This window comes from Pseudobutyrivibrio sp. LB2011, from assembly GCF_000701765.1.
GTDB classification, from domain to species: domain Bacteria; phylum Bacillota; class Clostridia; order Lachnospirales; family Lachnospiraceae; genus Pseudobutyrivibrio; species Pseudobutyrivibrio ruminis.
In genome coordinates, this window is the sequence record NZ_JNJS01000003.1 from 232,575 (window position 1) to 254,281 (window position 21,707).

General features: G+C 37.6%; 20 protein-coding genes. 1 reads left to right on the top strand and 19 read right to left on the bottom strand.

Annotated elements, in window-relative coordinates; translation table 11 throughout:
* Genes T375_RS06890 through dapF form a run of 4 tightly spaced genes read right to left on the bottom strand, consistent with a single transcriptional unit; the run spans window position 1 to window position 3,863 of the window.
* The gene (locus T375_RS06890; protein ID WP_044936522.1) at window positions 1-672 is read right to left on the bottom strand and encodes a rhomboid family intramembrane serine protease; all 672 of its coding nucleotides are present in this window, start codon (window positions 670-672) and stop codon (window positions 1-3) included.
* A gap of 2 nt (window positions 673-674) precedes the next feature.
* Window positions 675-1,568, bottom strand: coding sequence for a 4-hydroxy-tetrahydrodipicolinate synthase (gene dapA / locus T375_RS06895; RefSeq protein WP_044936525.1), 894 nt, complete (start codon window positions 1,566-1,568; stop codon window positions 675-677).
* Window positions 1,555-3,027, bottom strand: a complete 1,473-nt coding sequence (locus T375_RS06900) for a UDP-N-acetylmuramoyl-L-alanyl-D-glutamate--2,6-diaminopimelate ligase (RefSeq protein WP_044936528.1) — start codon at window positions 3,025-3,027, stop codon at window positions 1,555-1,557. The genes dapA and T375_RS06900 overlap by 14 nt, the downstream gene beginning before the upstream one ends.
* Window positions 3,028-3,029: 2 nt before the next feature.
* The gene (gene dapF / locus T375_RS06905; RefSeq protein ID WP_044936532.1) at window positions 3,030-3,863 is read right to left on the bottom strand and encodes a diaminopimelate epimerase; all 834 of its coding nucleotides are present in this window, start codon (window positions 3,861-3,863) and stop codon (window positions 3,030-3,032) included.
* 154 nt (window positions 3,864-4,017) lie between these two features.
* Between dapF and T375_RS06910 the strand changes: the two genes are divergently transcribed.
* Window positions 4,018-4,875, top strand: a complete 858-nt coding sequence (locus T375_RS06910) for an AraC family transcriptional regulator (RefSeq protein WP_044936535.1) — start codon at window positions 4,018-4,020, stop codon at window positions 4,873-4,875.
* A gap of 4 nt (window positions 4,876-4,879) precedes the next feature.
* On the opposite strand, the gene T375_RS06915 is transcribed toward T375_RS06910, so the two are convergent.
* The 15 genes from T375_RS06915 to T375_RS06980 all read right to left on the bottom strand — a co-directional run bounded on the left by T375_RS06915 (window position 4,880) and on the right by T375_RS06980 (window position 21,418).
* Entirely contained in the window at window positions 4,880-5,689 is an 810-nt protein-coding gene (locus T375_RS06915; protein WP_044936539.1) for a nitroreductase family protein, read from the bottom strand.
* A gap of 333 nt (window positions 5,690-6,022) precedes the next feature.
* Window positions 6,023-6,817, bottom strand: coding sequence for a class I SAM-dependent methyltransferase (locus T375_RS06920; protein ID WP_044936542.1), 795 nt, complete (start codon window positions 6,815-6,817; stop codon window positions 6,023-6,025).
* A gap of 70 nt (window positions 6,818-6,887) precedes the next feature.
* On the bottom strand, window positions 6,888-9,458 hold the full coding sequence (secA, locus tag T375_RS06925) for a preprotein translocase subunit SecA (protein WP_044936545.1): 2,571 nt from the start codon (window positions 9,456-9,458) through the stop codon (window positions 6,888-6,890).
* Window positions 9,459-9,555: 97 nt separating this feature from the next.
* Window positions 9,556-9,867 (bottom strand): FHA domain-containing protein, encoded by a 312-nt coding sequence (locus T375_RS06930; protein ID WP_044936548.1) that lies wholly within the window; start codon window positions 9,865-9,867, stop codon window positions 9,556-9,558.
* Window positions 9,868-10,140: 273 nt separating this feature from the next.
* Window positions 10,141-11,385, bottom strand: coding sequence for a restriction endonuclease subunit S (locus T375_RS13785; RefSeq protein WP_044936551.1), 1,245 nt, complete (start codon window positions 11,383-11,385; stop codon window positions 10,141-10,143).
* A gap of 9 nt (window positions 11,386-11,394) precedes the next feature.
* Window positions 11,395-12,597 carry a restriction endonuclease subunit S gene (locus T375_RS06940; protein ID WP_044936554.1) on the bottom strand — a complete coding sequence of 401 codons (1,203 nt, stop codon included), beginning with the start codon at window positions 12,595-12,597 and terminating at the stop codon, window positions 11,395-11,397.
* Window positions 12,598-12,608: 11 nt separating this feature from the next.
* Entirely contained in the window at window positions 12,609-14,174 is a 1,566-nt protein-coding gene (locus T375_RS06945) for a type I restriction-modification system subunit M (protein ID WP_044936558.1), read from the bottom strand.
* A gap of 13 nt (window positions 14,175-14,187) precedes the next feature.
* Window positions 14,188-16,950: a type I restriction endonuclease subunit R gene (locus T375_RS06950; protein ID WP_044936562.1), complete on the bottom strand. Its 2,763-nt coding sequence runs from the start codon at window positions 16,948-16,950 to the stop codon at window positions 14,188-14,190.
* A gap of 409 nt (window positions 16,951-17,359) precedes the next feature.
* Complete coding sequence (locus tag T375_RS06955; protein WP_044936566.1) at window positions 17,360-17,620, bottom strand: hypothetical protein; 261 nt, start codon at window positions 17,618-17,620, stop codon at window positions 17,360-17,362.
* A gap of 83 nt (window positions 17,621-17,703) precedes the next feature.
* Window positions 17,704-17,871 carry a hypothetical protein gene (locus T375_RS13560; protein ID WP_155952452.1) on the bottom strand — a complete coding sequence of 56 codons (168 nt, stop codon included), beginning with the start codon at window positions 17,869-17,871 and terminating at the stop codon, window positions 17,704-17,706.
* Between the two features lie 35 nt (window positions 17,872-17,906).
* The gene (locus T375_RS06960; protein ID WP_044936569.1) at window positions 17,907-18,215 is read right to left on the bottom strand and encodes a hypothetical protein; all 309 of its coding nucleotides are present in this window, start codon (window positions 18,213-18,215) and stop codon (window positions 17,907-17,909) included.
* A gap of 102 nt (window positions 18,216-18,317) precedes the next feature.
* Window positions 18,318-19,538 carry a DNA cytosine methyltransferase gene (locus tag T375_RS06965; protein WP_242839268.1) on the bottom strand — a complete coding sequence of 407 codons (1,221 nt, stop codon included), beginning with the start codon at window positions 19,536-19,538 and terminating at the stop codon, window positions 18,318-18,320.
* Window positions 19,539-19,613: 75 nt separating this feature from the next.
* Entirely contained in the window at window positions 19,614-20,264 is a 651-nt protein-coding gene (locus T375_RS06970) for a hypothetical protein (RefSeq protein WP_044936572.1), read from the bottom strand.
* Between the two features lie 99 nt (window positions 20,265-20,363).
* Entirely contained in the window at window positions 20,364-20,594 is a 231-nt protein-coding gene (locus T375_RS06975; protein WP_044936575.1) for a hypothetical protein, read from the bottom strand.
* A gap of 14 nt (window positions 20,595-20,608) precedes the next feature.
* Window positions 20,609-21,418, bottom strand: a complete 810-nt coding sequence (locus tag T375_RS06980; RefSeq protein WP_049960335.1) for a phosphoadenosine phosphosulfate reductase domain-containing protein — start codon at window positions 21,416-21,418, stop codon at window positions 20,609-20,611.
* Between the last annotated feature and the right edge of the window lie 289 nt (window positions 21,419-21,707).

Below are 21,707 nucleotides of genomic sequence, written 5' to 3' on the forward strand. Positions count from 1 at the left end.
TCATTCCTCATTGATATCATCCTGTTTTAAAGTATAATTTTTTTCGGACTCAAAATCAACGTGTGGTCCCTTTATTAATGTAGGAATTCCGTAGGTAAAGAATGTAATGATTATGCCTGCAGTAAGTCCTCCCAGGTGACCTACATTATCTGTTCCGGCGTAGGCAAATCCAAAATAAAGAGTAAGACCTGCCATAATCAGCATTCTCTTGGTGCTTATTCCTTTATATTTGCCTTTATGTACAAGAATAACGATAAGCATTCCACCAACTATTCCAAATATTCCGCCGGATGCTCCAGCCACAATATCATTTTTTCCCATCAAACACATAAAAAAGAATGACAAAAAAGAGCCAGTAAGTCCTGACCCTAAATAAATTCCCAAATAACGCACTGGCCCCACTGCTCGCTCGAAAATCTGACCAAGCAAGAATAAAAGCAGCATGTTATTCATCAAATGTTCAATTCCAAAATGCATGAATGTAGCTGTAAGAAGACGATACCACTCCCCCTCCGCAAGTACTTTGTTTGGGTTCATGGCACCATTTAACAGCATGAATAAACCATCCGTAGTGTTTCCCATGATTTCCAACACTACGAATGTAATGATATTTATAGCTACCAATATATATGTTATTGGTGTTTCCTTTGGATTAAAATACTCGTCCCTCAAAACTATGCTAGCATTTCCTGTGGCATTCTGTGCAAGAGCTTACTCATAGCCACTTTGTGCTCTTCCTCCATCTCCGTAAGTGGAAGTCTAAGGCTTCCTACATTAAATCCTAACATATTCATTGTGGATTTAACAGGGATTGGATTTACTTCGCAGAACAATGCATCTACTAGCTCGAGGTAATCAAGCTGTAATCTTCTAGCCTTTTCTTCGTTGCCATTGAGGTATTCCATAACCATGTCATGTGTACCCTGTGGTGCAACATTTGAAAGTACGGAAATTACTCCGATTCCGCCAAGTGAAAGAATTGGAATAACCTGGTCGTCATTTCCTGAATAGATATCAAGGCATCCTCTGCAGAGGCTGGCAAGCTTTGTAATCTGAGAAATATCTCCGCTTGCTTCCTTGATTCCTACGATATTTGAATTCTCAAGGCCAAGACGCATAGCTGTTTCTGGCTGGATGTTGCATCCTGTACGGCTAGGTACGTTGTACATGATGATTGGAAGTTTTACTTCATGAGCGATTGCTGTGTAGTGCTCGTACAAGCCCTGCTGTGTAGCCTTGTTGTAGAAAGGTGTAACAATAAGAAGACCATCTACATCAAGCTTTTCAAGCTTCTTTGAAAAATCGATAACAAGTTTTGTAGAATTGGCGCCTGCTCCCGCAATAACAGGAATTCTATGATTAACACGTTTTACTGTAAAATCTATAACTGAGAGCTTTTCTTCCTCAGTCATTGTGGCTGGCTCGCCTGTTGTACCGCACACAATGATTGCATCTGTATGGCCTTCAATCTGTCTATCAATTAAAGTTCCGAGCATGTCATAATTTACGGTATCATCTTCGTTAAATGGAGTAATTAGTGCTACTCCAGCTCCCTTAAATAATGTCATGTCCATCCTCCTTAATAATCTCTGCGATAAGCTCGCGCTCATCCATGTGGTGCTTAACACCCTTAATTTCCTGATAATCCTCGTGGCCCTTACCTGCAAGTACCACAATATCCCCTTCTTTTGCGTTCACAAGGCAATAGCGGATTGCTTCCTTGCGGTCAGGGATTGTTACGTATTCTCCATCAGCCTTTTTAATGCCGATTAAGATGTCGTTAATAATGTCCATTGGCTCCTCGTTACGAGGGTTGTCTGATGTAACAACTGTAAGATCAGCAAGCTTTGAGCTTACCTCTCCCATTTCATAACGACGGCTCTTTGCACGGTTTCCACCGCAGCCAAAGAGGCATACCAATCTGCCTGGCTCATAAGCCTTTAAAGTTGTGAGAAGGCTATCGAGAGCCATTGCATTATGTGCATAGTCAATCATGACTGTAAATTTCTTTGAAACCGGAACAAGCTCGATACGTCCCTTTACATGAACATCCTTGAGAGCTGCCTTAATTTTATCCTCTGCAACATCAAACTGCTTACAGATTGCAACTGCTGTAAGTGAGTTGTAAACAGAGAATGTTCCTGGCACATTTACCTCAACATCCATGTTTTCCTTGCCTGCGATGTGGTACTTAACTCCAAGAGCGCCGTGCTCCTTGAGAAGCTCAACATTTTCTGCTATAAGGTCGTTATACTTGCCGTAGCCATATTTAACAACATCGCAAGTGTGGCCCTTAAGGATTCCCTCGATATGCTCGCTATCTCCGTTGAAGATACCAACCTTACACTGCTGGAAAAGAAGGCTCTTGCAGTGCATATAATCCTCAAAATCCTTGTGCTCATTCTCACCGATGTGATCTGGCTCAAGGTTTGTAAATACACCAATATCAAAAGTGAAACCTGAAACTCTGTGAAGCATTAACGCCTGTGAGCTTACTTCCATAACAACTGCGTCAAGACCAGCATCTACCATCTGTCTGAAAAGCTCCTGAACTCTGTAAGACTCTGGTGTTGTGTTTACAGCTGGGATACGCTCCTCACCAACAATAGACTCGATTGTACCAATAAGGCCTGTCTTGATACCAGCCTTTTCAAGGATTGACTTTACCATGTATGTGGTAGTTGTCTTGCCCTTTGTTCCGGTGATACCGATTGTCTTAAGCTCCTTTGCTGGATGACCAAAGTATGCAGCTGAAAGGATTGCAAGGGCCTGACGGCTGTTCTTCACCTTGATGTAAGTAACGCCTGGAGCTGCTTCAACATCCTTTTCGATAATGATAGTGCCTGCTCCCTTTTCGATTACATCAGGGATGAAATCGTGGGCATCTCTAACTGTACCTGAGATGCAGACAAACACTGAATCCTTCTCTACTTTTCTTGAGTCATATGTAAGTGTAGATATTTCGCGGTCTAATTCTCCTGCGAATAACTCATAGTCTAATTCTTCTAAAAGAGTTGTTAATTTCATTTTTATACCTCTATTTCTCCTGAAAATACCTCGGTAGCTGGACCTGTCATGAATACGTGATTGCTTGCGCGGTCGTATTCTATGGTAAGGTCGCCACCTCTCAGGTGAACTAATACTTTGTCTTCTGTCTTTCCGTTAAGGATGCACGCCATAACACATGCACATGTGCCTGTGCCACATGCCCATGTCTCAGCGCTGCCTCGCTCCCAAACTCGCATATTTGCCTCTGTTCGGCTAATAACTTGAACAAACTCTGTGTTGGTTCGCTTTGGAAATCTTTCATGATTTTCAAAAAGTGGACCATATGTCTCAAGTGGGAAGCTTGATGTGTCATCTACGAAAACAACTGCATGTGGGTTGCCCATAGAAACACATGTCATGTTCCATGTCTTGCCGCCAACTTCGATTGGCTCGTCGATGACCTTGTCATTCTGAGAAACCACTGGGATGTCTGCAGGTGTAAGAATTGGCTCTCCCATATCTACACGAACCTGCTGAACCTTGCCATTTTCTGGATAAAGGATAAGAGTAAGAACTCCGGCTCCTGTTTCTACAGTGATTTCAGTTTTGTCTGTAAGCTTGTGGTCGTAGACATATTTAGCAACGCAACGAATTCCGTTGCCACACATCTCTGCCTCTGAACCATCAGCATTATATATGTGCATTCTGAAATCTGCCTTGTCAGATGGACCAATTGTAATGAGACCGTCTGAACCGATTCCGAAATGTCTGTCGCTAACTTTAATAGAAACTTCTGCTGGGTTATCAAGCTGCTCCTCAAAAAGGTTTACATAAACGTAGTCGTTACCGCAGCCATGCATTTTTGTAAATTTCATATGTTGTCCTTTCGAAACTAGTTAACTGTACTGTTTCTATCATACCACAAGTATACTCCGCACTTTTTAATATTATAATGCTGCTTTGTGCTGAAATTATTGCAAATAGTGCTGATAGATATATAATAAATTTAAGATATTAGAGGAGGTTTCCATGGATAGATACTCAAAGAAGGGTTATTTATACGATAATTTCAAGATTTTTCATCTTGTAGATTCCAATTTGGGCGAGATAGATTTTCATTATCACGATTTCCATAAAGTGCTCATTCATTTATCTGGAAATACTTCATATTCTATCGAGGGGCAGACTTTCGATTTGCAAGCTGATGATATTGTGTTTGTCAGTGCCGGAGAGGTTCACCGCCCTATTTTCCACGATAATTCCCCATATGAAAGAATCATCATTTATATTTCGAAGGAGTTTTTGGCGGAGTATAGTCGAGAGGGAAATGATTTGTCTTATTGCTTTAGAAATGCAATGGAAAAGGGTTCTCATGTTTTGAGACTTCATTCTTTTAAGAATTCTAAGGTGGCCGCCGCAGTCGGAAAGCTTACTGCAAATCTAGGCAAGGATGATTATGCCAACGAGCTGTTTATGCAGGTGCTGTTTTTGGAATTCATGATTGAGCTTAACAGGGCAGCAATCAGCGATGAGGTGGAATATATTTCTACAAATTATGCCGGTTCGAAAATCGGCGAAATTATTCATTACATAAACGAACATTTAGCAGAAGATTTATCAGTGGATACAATTGCCGGGCAGTTTTTCCTTTCCCGATATTACTTGATGCACACGTTCAAAGATGAAACTGGCTACACCATTGGAAACTATATTTCAATTAAGCGACTGTCATTAGCTCAATCCCTGATTAATTCTGGTGTTGCTATCGTAGATGCTGCTGAGCAAGCCGGCTTTGGTACATATTCTACATTCCTCAGAGCATACAAAAAGACCTATGGCACTAGCCCTAAGAAAAAGGCTATGTCACAGGCCTCGCTGTCATTTTAATCTATTAGAATAGGTAGCTTGCAATATATTCTGTTTTTTCTGGGATGGCAATTCCTGGATCTGCAAGCTTAAATGTAAGCTGCTTGCCTTCTTCGCGACACTGGTTTTCAAAATGATACATGGCGATACCTAAATCTACTTTCTGCAAATCATATGTGCCATTATCGTAACCACGGTCCTTTTTCTCGTAGAAATGAACGCCACTTTCTGTTACTACAACTCGCCATGGCTGTTTATTTACAGCTGATGGTGCAAGGCGAACTGCCTCAAGAGCTAAAAGAATGCCACATTCCTTTGCCTCATCCTGTGTAAGCGGAGTGTTGAAATCGCCTTTGAAGAATAGCTCTGAGAAGTCGAATCTTGTGTCGGCTTTTACGCCTTTTCTCATGAGTACTTCTTTAACGCCCATTTTATCTGCCCTATATCCAATAGGGCTCATGCATGGCATAATTTCATCTTCCTGAAGATTTGAAGCTGCTTCAAATTTATCTCTTGGCATTGTTCCACCAATCCAAACTGAACCTATTCCTTTGCTTTCCGCATACATTAATAATTCTTCAAAACTATAGCCATAGGCAACATCTGCATTTTCGCCTTTTTTGACCTTTGCTGCAATATAATACTTTTCACCAGATAGGACTGGGCTCGATAAATCATGATCTTCCTTATTCAAAAATACAAATTCAATTGGGATATTGTATGGATTTACAATACTTGTAGAGTAAGCCTGTAAATCCTTTAATTCTTCTTGAGTTAATCCCTCTCCATCAAAAGTTCTAACACTTCTTCTATTTTTTACATCATCAAAAAACATATACCGTACCTCCAATTAATTTATATTATACTATTTAATTGCGCTAAATCAATCTAAAGCGTTATAGATTTATGTTATATCGGGTCGTGTGCGTATTTTTTGTGCATTATATACATTTTATAATCGTGTAAATTGTATAATTTGTATAACTTCTCAATGGAAGTTTTCAGAAATCATGGTATTCTATAGATGTTGATTGATAAAAATGTTTATAGGAGGTTTTGACATGAACATTTTCAGAGAGTTATTTGACAGCGAAAACGGCAAGGTTATGACATTTATAGATTATTTAAAAAGCAGCTACATCGACTAAGTCGATTAGCTGCTTTTGTTTTACTTTCTCAAAATATCTACAGTGTGGGCGCTGGCGCCGAGCAAGTCGGCGCGCTCGCAGACGGCCATTTGATACTGTATGAAAGCTGCGAACTGTTCCTCTGTAAGGGCATTTACCTCGCGGCGCATATGATTTGCTGGGCCGTCTGGCGATATGATTTGTACGCGGGCAAGTCCAGCATCTGCATTCAAACTTTCAATATCCTCGGTCCTCATGAACGCGTACAAATCATCAGCGCCCGGCCGTACGTGGAAGGCTTCATCCAACTTTCCCTCAGCAATATTCTCTAAGACATGTCCCTCTTTGATTCCATAGGTCAGGAAGGCATACTCATTCATTACATACGCAACTAGAATATAGCCACCAGTCTTTGTAACACGCTTTGCTTCTTTCAAAGCCTGAAGCTGCTCTTCTCTGGTCTTTAGGTGATACATCGGTCCAAATAAAAGTGTCAAATCGAAAGACTCATCCTCAAATCTCTTGAGCTTAAGTGCATTTCCCTGGAAAGCCTTTACACCTGTGCCCTTGGCTTTAAGCATACCAAGGTTGTGCTTTACCAATTCCACCGCAGTAACATCATATCCCTCTTCCCAAAGAGGGATACTGTAGCCGCCTGTGGCGGCTCCAATATCCAGAATCTGGATATTGGATTTGTCCTTTCCTGTCTCTACTGCAACCATATCTAAATATTTGTGGACATACTTCATAGTAACAGTAAACTCCATAATTCCATGGCGGCTTCGCAGGCGTTTATCCTCATTGAATTTGTTATAGTATTCTTCTAAATCTGTCATACTCAATCCTTTTAAAAGGGCCTCATACTTTGTATGAGGCCCCTAATCTTTATATTACAAGTTTCATTTTTTATTTGCTTCTTCCGCAGCATTGTTTATACTTCAATCCTGATCCACATGGACATGGATCGTTAGGGAAGATTTTCTTTTCCTTACGAACCTTTGGTCCTGATGATGCTGTGTCATCTTTGTTTGTACCAGTAACCTTAGCCACTTCCTCACGCTCAACCTTCTTTTCAATGCGGATTCTGTAAAGCATTGTAAGTGTATCATTGATGATTGCAGCGTTCATTGCATCAAGCATATCGTAGCTGGCTGCCTTGTATTCATCAACTGGATTACGGTTACCATAAGCCTGAAGACGGATACCCTGACGAAGCTGTTCCATATCATCAAGCTCTTCCATCCACTTGCGGTCGATAACTCTAAGAAGAATAACTCGCTCAACCTCACGGAACTGCTCTGGCTGCTCGAATTCTTTTTCCTTTTTATCGTACATATCAAGTGCGATCTCTGTAAGCTTTTCTTTGAGCTGCTTCTTTTCCTTGATGTTACCAAGAGAAAGCTTTGTCATTACAGGAACTGGAATGACTGGGCAAAGGAGGTGGTTAAGCTCCTGAAGCTCCCAAAGGTCTGTCTCAACATCATCTGGAATAGTCTTTTCGATACATTCGTCAACCTTGTCCTTAATCATGCCGATAATCTGCTCATGCATATCCTCGCCCATAAGTACACGACGACGCTGCTTATAAATAAGCTCTCTCTGCTCATTCATTACCTGATCATAATCAAGCAAGTTCTTACGAGCTGAGAAGTTGTTTTCCTCAATCTTCTTCTGAGCCTTTTCGATGGCATCAGAAAGCATCTTGTGCTTAATCTGCTCACCCTCTGGAACACCAAGAGAGTTGAACATTGTGATGAGACGATCTGAACCGAAGAGTCTCATAAGGTCATCCTCAAGTGAGATGAAGAACTGTGATTCACCAACATCTCCCTGACGACCTGAACGTCCACGGAGCTGGTTATCAATACGACGAGATTCATGACGCTCAGTACCGATGATCTTAAGACCACCTGCTGCACGTGCTTCCTCATCAAGCTTAATATCTGTACCACGACCAGCCATGTTAGTAGCGATTGTAACTGCTCCGTGCTTACCAGCCTCTGCTACGATTTCAGCTTCCTTCTCATGATACTTTGCATTTAATACGTTATGCTCGATTCCTTCGCGACGAAGCATCTTTGAAACGAGCTCTGAAATATCAATATCGATAGTACCAACAAGTACTGGCTGTCCTTTTTCGTGAGCCTTTTTAACTTCCTCAACAACTGCCTTGTACTTTTCTGCCTTTGTCTTGTAAACAGCATCATCATGATCGATACGCTGTACTGGACGGTTTGTAGGAACCTCTACAACGTCCATTCCGTAGATATCACGGAACTCCTGCTCCTCTGTAAGAGCAGTACCTGTCATACCGGCTTTCTTATCGTATTTATTGAAGAAGCTCTGGAATGTGATGCTTGCAAGAGTCATAGACTCGCGCTTAACCTCAACACGCTCCTTAGCTTCGATAGCCTGATGTAAACCATCTGAATAACGACGACCTGGCATGATACGACCTGTGAATGAATCAACAATCATTACCTGACCATCTGAAACAACGTAATCCTGATCCTTAAACATAAGGTTGTGAGCACGAAGTGCAAGGATGATGTTGTGCTGGATTTCAAGGTTCTCTGGATCTGCAAGGTTCTCGATGTGGAAGAACTGCTCAACCTTTGCAACACCCTGTGCTGTAAGGTTAACTACCTTGTCCTTTTCATCTACGATGAAGTCACCAGTTTCGTTGCGCTCAACGCCCATGATGGCATCCATCTTTGAGAACTCAGGAAGATCCTCGCCTCGCTGAAGCTGGCGAGCAAGAACATCGCAAAGCTCATAAAGCTTTGTAGACTTTCCTGACTGACCGGAAATGATAAGTGGTGTACGTGCCTCATCGATAAGAACTGAGTCAACCTCATCGATGATACAGTAGTGAAGACCACGCTGAACCAAATCCTTTTCATATACACACATATTGTCACGAAGATAATCGAAACCGAGCTCGTTGTTTGTGATGTATGTGATATCACAATTGTAAGCTGCCTGGCGCTCTTCCTTTGACATGTCGTTTAATACAACACCAACTGTAAGGCCGAGGAAACGATGAACCTCACCCATCCACTCAGCATCACGCTTTGCAAGGTAATCATTTACAGTAACGATGTGAACGCCCTTACCTTCAAGTGCGTTAAGATATGCTGGAAGTGTTGAAACAAGAGTCTTACCTTCACCAGTACGCATCTCTGCGATACGACCCTGATGCAAAATAACACCACCGATGAGCTGCACTCTAAAGTGCTCCATACCAAGTGCACGCTTACCAGCTTCACGAACTGTAGCGTATGCCTCTGGAAGAAGGTCATCAAGTGTCTCTCCGTTAGCAAGTCTCTCCTTGTATTCTATTGTCTTATGGCGAAGCTCTTCATCAGTAAGAGCCCCCATAGCTTCTCTATATGATTCAATTTTATCTACGATTGGATTGATGCGCCTTAACTCGCGCTGTGAGTGTGTTCCAAACACCTTGTCGATAATACTCATTTTCGTTAACTCTCCTAACTAGGGAAAATCCCACAAACTTTTATTATTTTACCAAAAATAAAGGGAGTTAACAACAAAAGTTGGCACTTTACACCAATTACATAAACACATAGGATTCTGATGCAAATTGGATTATATCCATAGGTTTCAATTTGTATGGAATACGGTAGGACAATATATTTCCGTTTAACAACGTTCCATTTAAACTGTTGTTGTCCACAAGGAAGAAATCATCCCCCTCTTTAGTAATTTTCCCATGATTTCCGCTGACTGTACGAGCCTTTAAAATGGCATCATTATTCTTCGATGAACCAATCCTGAAAATATCTTTGTTTATGATGAAGTCATCCTCGTTATTATTGCCATCGTATACAAGCTTTCTAACAAGGGTGGAAATATAGTTTTTCAAAAAAGTATAATCCTCGTTTTTCTATTTATTTCATAGTTAAAAAACAGCTCCTCACCCATGAGGAGCTTATGTAAATATAAAAGACAGTTTAAGGTCCAAAATCTGACCAATTTAAGGTAAAGCTATTTTCTGAACAAATAATAGCGTTTTCTAGTAGGCGCAGTTTTGCGCTAGAAATGTTCACGAAACCAACTTAAATTCATAACAGTGAAATTCGTACGCTGATGTAAGAAAAAAGAGCTTGGAATTTGTAAATCCAAGCTCTTATATCATTTAATTGGGAAACATATTTTGTAACATATATTTTTTTACTTCTTTTAGTTCATCGCACTTACGCTGATGAAGGGTGATAAGGTTGTCAAGGTTTCTAAAGCAATATGCAATTTTATCTTGTTCAGCCTTACTTGGTATCATGATTTCAAATTGAGAATATTCTTGAGCATTAACGCCAGGCTGTCCGGAACGCATAGAAGTTACTTGAATAAACTTCTCATAATTATTTGTAAGCGTATTCTGATATACAAATTCTGGATTATTTTCTTCTTTAATTCTTGCACGAATTAGGAATCCTGCATAATATACTAAACCGTCAGAAGCTTTATAAATATAGCTTTTTCCAACACTAGCTCCTGTTCTAGCAAACAAAATATCTCCTTCCGATAATTTGTAATTATCAGCGACAGACAAATCTGTGTCTGGGGAAGTTAAATCATCTTGCTTAAACTCATGGCTTTCATCATCGATATCTGTTATTCGTATATATTTATTTTCGCCATCATATTCTTTAGCAGCTGCATTAAGTCCATATTCAAAAGAAGATGATAGCTCGCCCAACTTACGCTGTTCCCAAGCGTCAGTAAATCCTGGAAAACGAATTTCTGGAACCGATGAACCAGTTTTAGGAAACATTTTTTGAAGGAGTCCTTTTTTTAGTTCTTTTAAATGATCACACTTGCGCTGATGAAGGGTGATAAGGTTGTCAAGGTTCCTAAAGCAATATGCAATTTTATCTTGTTCAGCCTTACTTGGTATCATAATTTCAAATTGAGAATATTCTTGAGCATTAACACCAGGTTGTCCGGAACGCATTGAAGTTACTTGAATAAACTTCTCATAATTATTTGTAAGTGTATTCTGATATACAAATTCTGGATTATTTTCTTCCTTAATTCTTGCACGAATTAGGAATCCTGCATAATATACTAAACCGTCAGAAACCTTATAAATATAGCTTTTTCCAACACTTGCTCCTGTTCTAGCAAACAAAATATCTCCCTCCGATAATTTGTAATTATCAGCGACAGACAAATCTGTGTCTGGGGAAGTTAAATCATCTTGCTTAAACGCATGGCTCTCATCATCGATATCTGTTATTCGTATATATTTATTTTCGCCATCATATTCTTTAGCAGCAGCATTAAGTCCATATTCAAAAGAAGATGATAGCTCGCCCAACTTACGCTGTTCCCAATCATCATTAAATTCAGGAAATCTTATTTTTGGTTTTCTATAATTCATTTTTCATCCTTAAAGAAACATTTTTTGTAATAGTGATTTTTTGTATACTTTTATTTCACCATATTTACGCTGATGAAGGGTGATAAGGTTATCGAGTTCTTCAAAAAACTCTGCCAACTTTTCTTGTTCTGGGATGCTTGGCATCATAAACTTTGTCTTTAAAAAGTTATCATTATACAATCTTTGAATAGTACTTCCCTCAATACCATCCCATTTTACCGTCGGATAAACAACCTTCAAAAACTTGTTTGTCACTGAGTTATCGTGCGACAACCATACAATATTTGAATCCTGAAAATATGCTTCTTCGCCGTTATATTCAACAATGCGACCGATTGTTCCAGAAGCTGATAACAAAATTGCACCATCTTCTGGATACGAAAACTTAGATTTATATTCCTCAAACAATTCCCTGCTAATATATGCATCTGGCTCACTGCCAAAAGTACCAATCTTAAAAAAAGGAATATCTCCTTCTGGAGTAGTTTCATCCTTAAAAATACGCTTACACATTGATACTGTGCCGACATCTCCAAACTTACGCTGTTCCCAATCTTCAGTAAAACCTGGAAATCGTATTTCTGGAACTTTTGCTCCATTTTTAGGAAACATTTTTTGAAGGAGTCCTTTTTTTAATTCTTTTAAAGAATCACATTTGCGCCGATGAAGGGTGATAAGGTTGTCGAGGTTTCGAAAATACTCCCCAATCTTAATTTGCTCATCTTTTTCAGGTACCATTATTTCCTTTGTCAATAAATCATCTTTTGTGATTCCTTTTATCGCAGAACCCTGTACAATATGTAAATCATCTTGAAGACGTTTATATAAAGAATAACATGTAAATTTTGGATCAGTTTTTAACTCGGCCAAAGATGTAAAGTCTTGACTTGTAGTATAGGCAAATGGTACAAATACAAGCTTTCCAACACCTACATGAGTGACTACTGCTATAGACTTTTCTGGAACTAACTTGGCTGCTGATTTATCTAATCCCAACTGCGTGATTCTCTTTGGAATATCAAAATCAAACATCTCATTTTCTTGTACATTAGAAGACTGAATCCAAGGAATATCTCCGTCCCAGTATTCATCCACACTCGTTTTTGGAGTGCCTCCTCCGAAGACGCTCCCTACTATATCCCCTAACTTACGCTGTTCCCAATCTTCAGTAAACTCAGGAAATCTAATTTTTGGGTTTTTCTTAATTTCCATACGTCACCTCTTTAAAATGGGAATACTAAGCCAAGTTCTTTGAACGATTTTTCAAGTTCAACAGATACCTTCGAAATCTCAGTATCAATATCCTTGATATTCGCTGTAACTGCACTTAAATCGATTTCTGGCTCTTCTTCGCTTGTGTCTACGTATCTTGGGATATTAAGGTTATAGTCATTCTTCTTTATTTCATCTATTGTTGCGATGTGACAGTATTTCTCGATATCCTTTCTATCACTGTAGGCTTTAACAATTTTTTCAATATGGTCTTCTGTGATATAGTTTTGAGTTTTTTCTTTCACAAATTCTTTGCTTGCATCAATAAAGCAGATATTACCAGAATTTCCATTTCTTTCCTTCTTCAATACAAGACAGCATACAGGAATACTTGTGCCCTGGAAGCAGTTTGCTGGTAATCCAATAACAGCATCAATAACATTGAGGTCTTTTATTAAGTATTTACGAATTGTTTCTTCTGCAGCTCCTCTGAAAAGTACACCATGAGGAAGCAATACTGCAATACGGCTATCGCCAGGTGCCATATGATAAACCATGTGTTGAACAAAAGCAAAATCCGCTTTTGTTTTTGGAGCAAGCTTTCCGTATGGAGAAAAACGTTCATCGTCCATAAACTTATCATCAGCAGACCATTTAGTTGAATATGGTGGATTTGCCACCTGAATTGTATATTTTTCGCCTCCAAATATTGTGTCATTCTCTAAAGTATCAACATTGATAATGCTGAAATTCTTGTAATCAATATTATGGAGAATCATATTCATTCTTGCTAGGTTATATGTGCTGCTAGTAAGCTCCTGACCATAATACTTAGCAACATCTACATATTCTCCTACCTGAAGAAGAAGTGAACCAGAACCACAAGCGCAGTCAGCCACACTAAGAACCTTTGTAAGGCCTACTGTTGCAAGTCTAGCAACAAGCTTTGACATATTTGTTGGAGTATAGAATTCTCCACCTTTCTTACCTGCAGTTTGAGCAAATAATCCAATAAGAATTACATATGCCGTACCAAGTACATCAACATCTGTATCACTGAAGTCTACCTCAATGCTATCGATAGTCTGCAGAACTCTACCAATTAACTTTCCTCTTTGTTTTACTTCTTTACCAAGCTTAGATGACTTTAAGTCCATATCCTCAAACAAGCCGTCAAAATCTTGTTCACTATCCTGTCCTTGTGTTGAAGCAATAATAGAGTTAATAGCCTCTTCGAAGTAATCAATACTAAATTCATCTTTTCGAATAAGTTCAAGCATATGTGGAAACAAGTACTTTGGTTCAAGTACATATCCTAACTTTATGAGCATTTCATCAATAATAGCTTCTTTGTATTCATCATCTTTCCATGCTGTTTGAAAATCTACATTATCCTCTTCAAGGATTTTAGCAACGAACTTTTCTGTTCTATCTGAAAGCTCTTTGTAGAATAATAATCCCAGAATATAATTTTTAAACTCATAAGCTTCCATGTTTCCTCGTAAATCATTAGCCATATCCCATAATTTACTTGAAAGCTCTTTTGCTAATTCCTGTTGCTTTTTTATATCTGCCATTTTTGCGCTCCTTTTATTGATATCTTAAACAGTTTTCAATTATGAATTCTTCAATCTTATTAATAAGTTTTCTAGCCTTAAGAAGAGGAAGTTTTATTTCTTCTCTCATTCCTTCACGATCCATGTTACCTGAGAACTCATACTCAGATATTGCTGCCTTAAGATATTCTTGATTAATTTCATTTTCAGATGCGAATGCTTCAATTTCTTCATTTCGCCTTCTGGTTTCAAATTCTTCCCAACTCTCGTCTACATCAGCTCCAGGTGTTAGTCCTACAAGAACTTCATTCAAGAAGTCTTGGATAAGGTCAACCTTACGCTTAAGTGCAGGGTTATCTGTTCTAAGCAATTCTTTCTTAATATGCTCAATATCCTTCTTCTTCTGTGTTGGATTATCTAAATCGACATTTCTAAGAAGATTCATGATATAAGCCACATTAATTCTATCTGTTTCAATGATTTCAATAGCAAAGTCTATATCAAGTAATATAGATGTCTTCTCTGCTTTACGCTGCTGTTTAATCTGATCATATAATGTCTGGTAACGAGATTTAAAATCCTCATATTCTTGCTGAGACATGCAGCGTATTTCACTCCACTCAAAATCAATAAATGTTTCAAGTGTAAGAAGTGTCTTACTTAGCTCTCTAAAAGCTATTACGAACTTTGCTTGGTCATCTTCACTCTGAAGAGTATCTACATCTTCTGCCGTTGGACATATTGCTCTTAGTTCAAAACCTTGCTTTTCAAACTGCTTTAGATAGTGTTCATATGGCTCTAATAAAACTCCATCTATATTGCCACCACCAGAGAACAATCTTAAAGCATCATCTGTAGCTTTCTTCAGATTACGGTAACAAACAATATTACCAAACTGCTTTGTTTCTTTTTCTACTCTGTTTGTACGTGAAAATGCCTGGAGAAGTCCATGCCATTCCAAATTCTTATCTACATAAAGAGTATTTAAAGGTTTGCTATCAAATCCTGTAAGATGCATGTTTACTACGATAAGAATATCAATCTCAGGGATTTTCTTTACCTGTAATCTACGCTGAATATCCTTATCATAAGCCGAGAAAGTATCTGTGCTAAAGTTTGTATCAAACATCTGATTATAGTCTGCTATGATACGTTCAAGCTGATCACGGCTATGCTCATCTTTACCGTCTAAATCCTCATTTGCTCCAAATGAAAATATCGCAGCTATCTTTAAATTATGCTGAATCTTTTTGAACTCATCATAATATTTAACAAGCATTGGAATGCTGCTAGTTGCAAAGATGGCAGTATATTTATTTCCGCTGATACGTGTCTTAGTAGTGTGATGGTCAATAATATGATTAGCAACTAAAGCTATTCTTTCGTCACTCTCCAAAACCTCTTGACGGTCAATTGCCTCTACAAGCTCTGTATCTTCAATATCATACTGACCTTTATAAGTGCTTATATATTCGATATTAAATCCAAGGACATTTCTATCAAAGATAGCTTCTTTTATCATGTAGCTATGTAATCTATCCCCAAAAATATCCTGTGTTGTACGTCCATCTTGAGACTTATTTTCCGTGAATCTTGGTGTGCCTGTAAATCCAAAATACTGAGCCTTTGTAAAGAATCGTTTTACATCATTATGCATCTTTCCAAACTGGCTTCGATGACACTCATCAATGATAAAAATAACCTTTTCGTCTCTGTAAGCTTCAAGGTCTTTTTTGTAATGGTCAGTCTTTACAGCAATAGCCATCTTTTGGATTGTACTGATGATAAACTTTTTGTTAGGGTCTTTAATTTGCTTTGCAAGTACATAAGTCTTATCAGTAGCGTCAACGCAGCCTTCTTCAAAGCTATTGAACTCTCGCATTGTCTGATCATCAAGGTCAGCTCTATCTACTAAGAAGAATACTTTCTTAACTGTTGGTTCCTTAGATAACAGCATTGCTGTTTTCCAGCTTGTAAGAGTTTTTCCTGAACCTGTTGTATGCCATACATAGCCGCCTTTATTTGTAAAGATAGCTTGATTATAAATAGCTTCTACAGCATAGATTTGATAAGGCCTCATTACCATAATTACCTTCTCAGAATCTTTGATAATCATGTACTTATCTATTATCTTTGTAAGACGCACTTTGTCGAAAAAGCTATCTGCAAATTCGTCAAGCTTGTTAATCCTTTTATTGGCTTCATCAGTCCAATAGAAGGTTAATGATTTCATAATACGTTTCTCTTCTGTATTAGCAAAATATCTTGTCTCAACTGCATTTGAAACCACATATATTTGAACGTAATGGAATAACCCCTTATAGCTATGAATTCTATAACGGTCAATTTGATTAATTGCTTCTTTGATATCAACACCAGAGCGTTTTAATTCTATCTGACATACTGGTAGACCATTTACAAGAATAGTAACGTCATATCTATTCTTGTACTTTCCTACTACAGTAATTTGATTAGATACCTGATAATGGTTCTTATCTGGGTCATTTGAAAATAGCTCCATATAGATTTCTTTCCCATCATCAAGCTCGACAGTAAATTTATCTCTAAGCTGCTTCGCAGATGCATAGATACTTTTACTATCAATGATATTCATTACACGATTAAATTCTGCATCACTTAATGGTCGTTCTAATGTTGTAGTATTTAATCTTTCAAGTTCTTTTCTAAAATTTGCTACAAGAGCATCATAATCTTTTAGAACTATTCTTTCATAACCCTGTCCCTCAAGCTTTTGCATTAATCTCTCTTCGAGCTCTGCCTCGCTTTGATAGCCCATTTTTATTATTCTCTCCCTATTATTTTTATGATTCTATAATACTTGAGTACCCGTCCAATAAATCTCCAATATGGATTTTATAACTCATTATATATAAGTATATCATAATCAGTGATGTTTCCCATTTTTAATTTTGATAAAACATTGTAATAGTCACATTTCTAAGCACTCTTTTTACAATAAAAAAATACATCACAAAGTGATGCATTCCCTCTCTCTAACTATGTGATAATGATTTTATCATATCCCTTTTATATATACTAAAGCCTTCATTTCATTCATCTGGTTTTTTCTAATTTTATTTTTCATATTATATCTCTTGCTTTTTAAATAAAAAACTATATATTCTAAATAAAACCCTTTAAATTCAAGCTTTATCTGTTTTCCTAATTATTCTTATATTATCAACTTAAAATAAATCTAATTCTTCGTTTTCTCTAACAACAGATTCTGGATCTAGTTCTCCTTCACTGATTAGTTTATAGTAGGCTTCCATGCAGACTATTGAAGTTTCAACAATAGTTCTATTCGCAATAGGTTCAACCTTTCTATCGGCAAGACTGTCAATGGCAACTTCTATTGCCTCATTTGTGTCTCTATCGAATCTTCCCACAACGATTGCCTTTACGCCAGGCTGTGATAACCATTGATAAGCTTTATTCTTTGTCATTTTCTTCAGCCAATAGACTACCCGTGTCAGTAGGATAGTCGAATTAATCTTTCTACCCTCTGACACGGGTGGCTCTTTCGGAGCTATTTAGTTTTTATCATTTTAGATAGTTTGTTTATAAGCTTATAATCTGTATCAGTTAGTCCATCCCAATCCAAATTATTACCTTCGGTATTGATATCGAATTCTTGATCAACTATAGCATTTAATACAGATTGTAATGCATTATAACTTCTTTCAATATCTTTCATTATTTTCAATCACTCTCATTAGACTATTTCCTTCATTAACAATATTCGCAGCAAGGAGCTGTACATCCTCCTTCTCCGTTGCCCATGGGACAATTTCTACAGCCTGCATCGTCTTTTAGATATTTATTATCTTTAGATTCAATATAGTCTATATACTCTTGCCTAGCTTGTTCTTCAAAACAAGCGATGTCGTCTATTAGAAATAATGTTAATATTGGCAGTTCTCTTGTAATACCTTTTAAGTGCTTTGCCACACCTTCAGGCTCGCCATAATGTCCACAAAGATTTGAAATTAATTTTTTCTTGAAGAAAATAACTTCTATTAGTTGCTTTATATCTATCACAATTCACACCTCCAAATAATGAGACTATCCCTGTCATTGCAAGGATAGTCGGTTTATTTTTCTACCCTCTGACATGGGATGCTCAATTGGAGCTATTTAGTTTTAAGCAAATGCCATCTGTCCTGTTTCGGTTTCTTTGACATTTATATTTGGTTTTCTTACTCCCTTTAATTCTGGCAAATTAGCCTCTACAATGACTTTTGCCATAATTGGACAAACAGAGTTTCCAATTCTAAGGACCTGATCTTTAGCCGTTATTGGTTTCCAAGTAATATCTCGATTAATAATATAATCTGACGGAAAACCTTGTGCCATTTTTAATTCTTCTGGAGTTAGCATACGAAGAAATATATCTTCTACTTTTCCATTTTTTAGAATAGCACTAATAAGAGCAAATCTATCCTTAGTAACAATAGTATGTAGTGGAGCATGTAAATCAGAACCAACTCCCTGTCCGTAATATTCCATAATGAATTGATATGCTGTTGCCTTCCTCTTAGTAGTTGGGTTTAAGACAACTGTTCTACAGGGATTAGGATTGTTATAGATAAATTTATCTATTCCTCTATGGATTCTGTTCATAGTCTTTTCTGCAAGTGGTTTCTTTCTAGCATGTATAGAAAGTCCAATATTTTTACAATCTATCACGCTTTTAGCTTCAATCCATCTTGCTTTATTGCCAAAGCCATATTCATCATGTGATGCTTCTGGCCAAACAATAGGTTTTCCATCTTTTCTAAAGATAGCAAACCATCTTTTTCGGATAGTTGGAGCACCATAATCTGCAGCAACTAATTCTTTAGATTCTACTTCATATCCAATTTCTTTCATTGCATTGATGAATCGATTATATTCCTCGCCTAATCGTTCTTTGATTGGCTGTCCATTTTCATCTAACGGTCCCCAGGTTTGTATTTCAGGAACGTTTTCCATGATGATTACATCTGGCTCAATGGCTTTAGCATGTTTATAAACAGACCATGGAAGGATTCTTAATTGATTGCTCAGTGGTACGCCGCCTCTAGCACGACTAAAATGAGTGCATGAAGGACTCGACCACATTAAGGCAACATGTCTACCAGCTACATATTTAACTAAGTCTACCTTAAAAATATCCTCGGTTAAATGAAGTGTATCGGGATGGTTAGCCATATGCATTTTTATGGCACCAGGATCGTGATTAATTGCAATGTCAACTTCTCTTCCTGTTGCCATTTCTATTCCCACGGAAGCACCACCGCCACCTGCGAAACAATCAATAATAAGATTGTCTGATTTATCCTCTAGATTTTTAAAATTAATAACTTGCATATTATCCTCCATATGAAAACTACCCCCTACTAGAGAAGGATAGTTTTGTTTTTCTTCCCTCTAGTATGGGCGTCTCCAGTTGGAGATTTAGTTAGCAGCATTATTCAGTGCAAGACATTCTTCATCAGTATCATCATATATATACTCATGAAGTGCTAAATCATCACTGTCTTCTGCAAGTTCTCTTACACTTTCAATATCATCAAAAGTTGTATTAAAGTAGTCATTCAGCATCTTAATGGCTTTTTCTTTAGGCAACTCGAAGTACGTATCGCATGAAAGTTTTTTTCCTGCCTCTGTAGTTGAGTTGTTATCCCATATATCAATAAAATACAACCCTGTAAGAGTTACATCATTGGTCCTGATATCCGCACAATCCACCTGAGCAGAATAGATAAGCTCTGCTCCAGATGCATATTTATCACGAATACGAGCCCACATATTAATGTATGGGCCGTTTGCATCATCATCTGAAATGGTTAGTTGTTCGCCATTCCAGTCATAGCTACAAATATGACCTCTACAACCGATTTTCGTACCTTTTTTATCATAGACAAATCCGTCTCTGTATACTCCAATACCCGAATTGATAATAATATGTCCAAGCCACCCTTTTGGCGATTCTATGCTAGATGTTAGCCATTGGTCTTTTAACATCTTAGCAATATACTCTAATCCTTTCTTTTGCTCGTCTGTATAAGCATTAATAGTAATGTCTGTTGAACAACATGTACTCATAATAATTCCTCCATAATAAAAAGCTCCCCGAAGGGAGCTGGTTAATAGTTCCCTATCGGGTTACTCCTTATGTAGGAGTCGTTTTCTTAAATGACGATATTAGCATTTAAATTCATATGATGCGTAGTCAACTGATACGGCAAATTTACCGCTTTCAGTTTGAAATTCAGGCACTAATTGGTAATATACTTTGCCACCTTTTACATTAGCGAATATACCGCCTAGATGACCGCAAAACCAATCGATTCCGTGTTCTCTACACCATTTGATTAAATGCTCATTGATAGTGTTTAAAGTAAATTTAAAATCAAATATAATGTCTTTTTCCATTGTTTCTCCATTTATTAACTTGCTATATCTAAATAATCAAATAGATTATATTGATAATAATTGCTACGCTTCTTTTTCTCTTCTCGTTTTTTTGCACGTTGTTGCTTTTGAAATTCTCGATATTCTCTTGTAAATTCATAAGACTTACCAAATACAAAATTCATAGCCTTGTATAATTGTGGTTCGTATGTTTCAAATGTTTCTATCTCTTTTTCAAGATTTAGTGCCATCGGACAACCACAGCAGCCAGTTCTGGGCATTTTGTAGACTGAGTATAGTACAGAGTTTGTAATTCCACAGAACTCATTGTATTCAGCTTTATCTTGATTGGAATACCAGAAGATAGGTCTATACTGATCTACTTTGTCTTTATCGCCGTATTCGCTTAAACAGCTTTTATAAGCATCGGCTCTGGCTCCACCTTCAGCTCGTCTTGTACCACTTATAGATAGGTCAAAATTCATTTGATGAATTGCCTCTTTGATGACATCTTTTTTCGCATATTTACAACATTTATTTGCGACTGGGAAATCAATGCCACCTTTTGATACTATGAACTCCTTTAAATAAGGATTATGATTTATATCAAATTTTGAAGGCTTCCCATCATTGTATTTCGCATTACACCACCACATAAGTGCAGATACACAACCATAATAATAATTACCGTTGTATTCTACCCATCTATCAAGTGAAAGGGTTTCTTCGTCAGGGTTTTCTCTGTTAGCTACTATGTCTGCTACTGTAAGTTTCTTACAGTACTTATCTAGTAAGACTTCTAGAGGTTCATCTTCCCATTTAAAGTCGTATCTTTGTAATCTCATTATATACTCAGATACATTCTTGCTTATTAGTGGTACACCAAACTCCTTTACTGCTAAAGGAATAGGTTTTTTTGCTTTTAGTCGTACGATATTAATATGGTACTTAGCTTCGAGATAATCGAGATGATTTTTTGTTCCAGATGCCCGCGATAAGGGTGGAAATATAGTTTTTCAAAAAAGTATAATCCTCGTTTTTCTAATTATTTCATAGTTAAAAAAACAGCTCCTCACCCATGAGGAGCTTATATAAATACTTTCTATCATTTTATATAAATATATTATTTATAAC

Bases quoted from the DNA above. Each gene is read 5' to 3' on its own strand.
- dapA (WP_044936525.1), bottom strand. From the start codon at position 1,568: ATGACATTATTTAAGGGAGCTGGAGTAGCACTAATTACTCCATTTAAC.
- T375_RS06900 (WP_044936528.1), bottom strand. From the start codon at position 3,027: ATGAAATTAACAACTCTTTTAGAAGAATTAGACTATGAGTTATTCGCA.
- dapF (WP_044936532.1), bottom strand. From the start codon at position 3,863: ATGAAATTTACAAAAATGCATGGCTGCGGTAACGACTACGTTTATGTA.
- T375_RS06910 (WP_044936535.1), top strand. From the start codon at position 4,018: ATGGATAGATACTCAAAGAAGGGTTATTTATACGATAATTTCAAGATT.
- T375_RS06915 (WP_044936539.1), bottom strand. From the start codon at position 5,689: ATGTTTTTTGATGATGTAAAAAATAGAAGAAGTGTTAGAACTTTTGAT.
- T375_RS06920 (WP_044936542.1), bottom strand. From the start codon at position 6,817: ATGACAGATTTAGAAGAATACTATAACAAATTCAATGAGGATAAACGC.
- secA (WP_044936545.1), bottom strand. From the start codon at position 9,458: ATGAGTATTATCGACAAGGTGTTTGGAACACACTCACAGCGCGAGTTA.
- T375_RS13785 (WP_044936551.1), bottom strand. From the start codon at position 11,385: ATGAATTATAGAAAACCAAAAATAAGATTTCCTGAATTTAATGATGAT.
- T375_RS06940 (WP_044936554.1), bottom strand. From the start codon at position 12,597: ATGGAAATTAAGAAAAACCCAAAAATTAGATTTCCTGAGTTTACTGAA.
- T375_RS06945 (WP_044936558.1), bottom strand. From the start codon at position 14,174: ATGGCAGATATAAAAAAGCAACAGGAATTAGCAAAAGAGCTTTCAAGT.
- T375_RS06950 (WP_044936562.1), bottom strand. From the start codon at position 16,950: ATGGGCTATCAAAGCGAGGCAGAGCTCGAAGAGAGATTAATGCAAAAG.
- T375_RS06955 (WP_044936566.1), bottom strand. From the start codon at position 17,620: ATGACAAAGAATAAAGCTTATCAATGGTTATCACAGCCTGGCGTAAAG.
- T375_RS13560 (WP_155952452.1), bottom strand. From the start codon at position 17,871: ATGAAAGATATTGAAAGAAGTTATAATGCATTACAATCTGTATTAAAT.
- T375_RS06965 (WP_242839268.1), bottom strand. From the start codon at position 19,538: ATGGAGGATAATATGCAAGTTATTAATTTTAAAAATCTAGAGGATAAA.
- T375_RS06970 (WP_044936572.1), bottom strand. From the start codon at position 20,264: ATGAGTACATGTTGTTCAACAGACATTACTATTAATGCTTATACAGAC.
- T375_RS06975 (WP_044936575.1), bottom strand. From the start codon at position 20,594: ATGGAAAAAGACATTATATTTGATTTTAAATTTACTTTAAACACTATC.
- T375_RS06980 (WP_049960335.1), bottom strand. From the start codon at position 21,418: ATGAGATTACAAAGATACGACTTTAAATGGGAAGATGAACCTCTAGAA.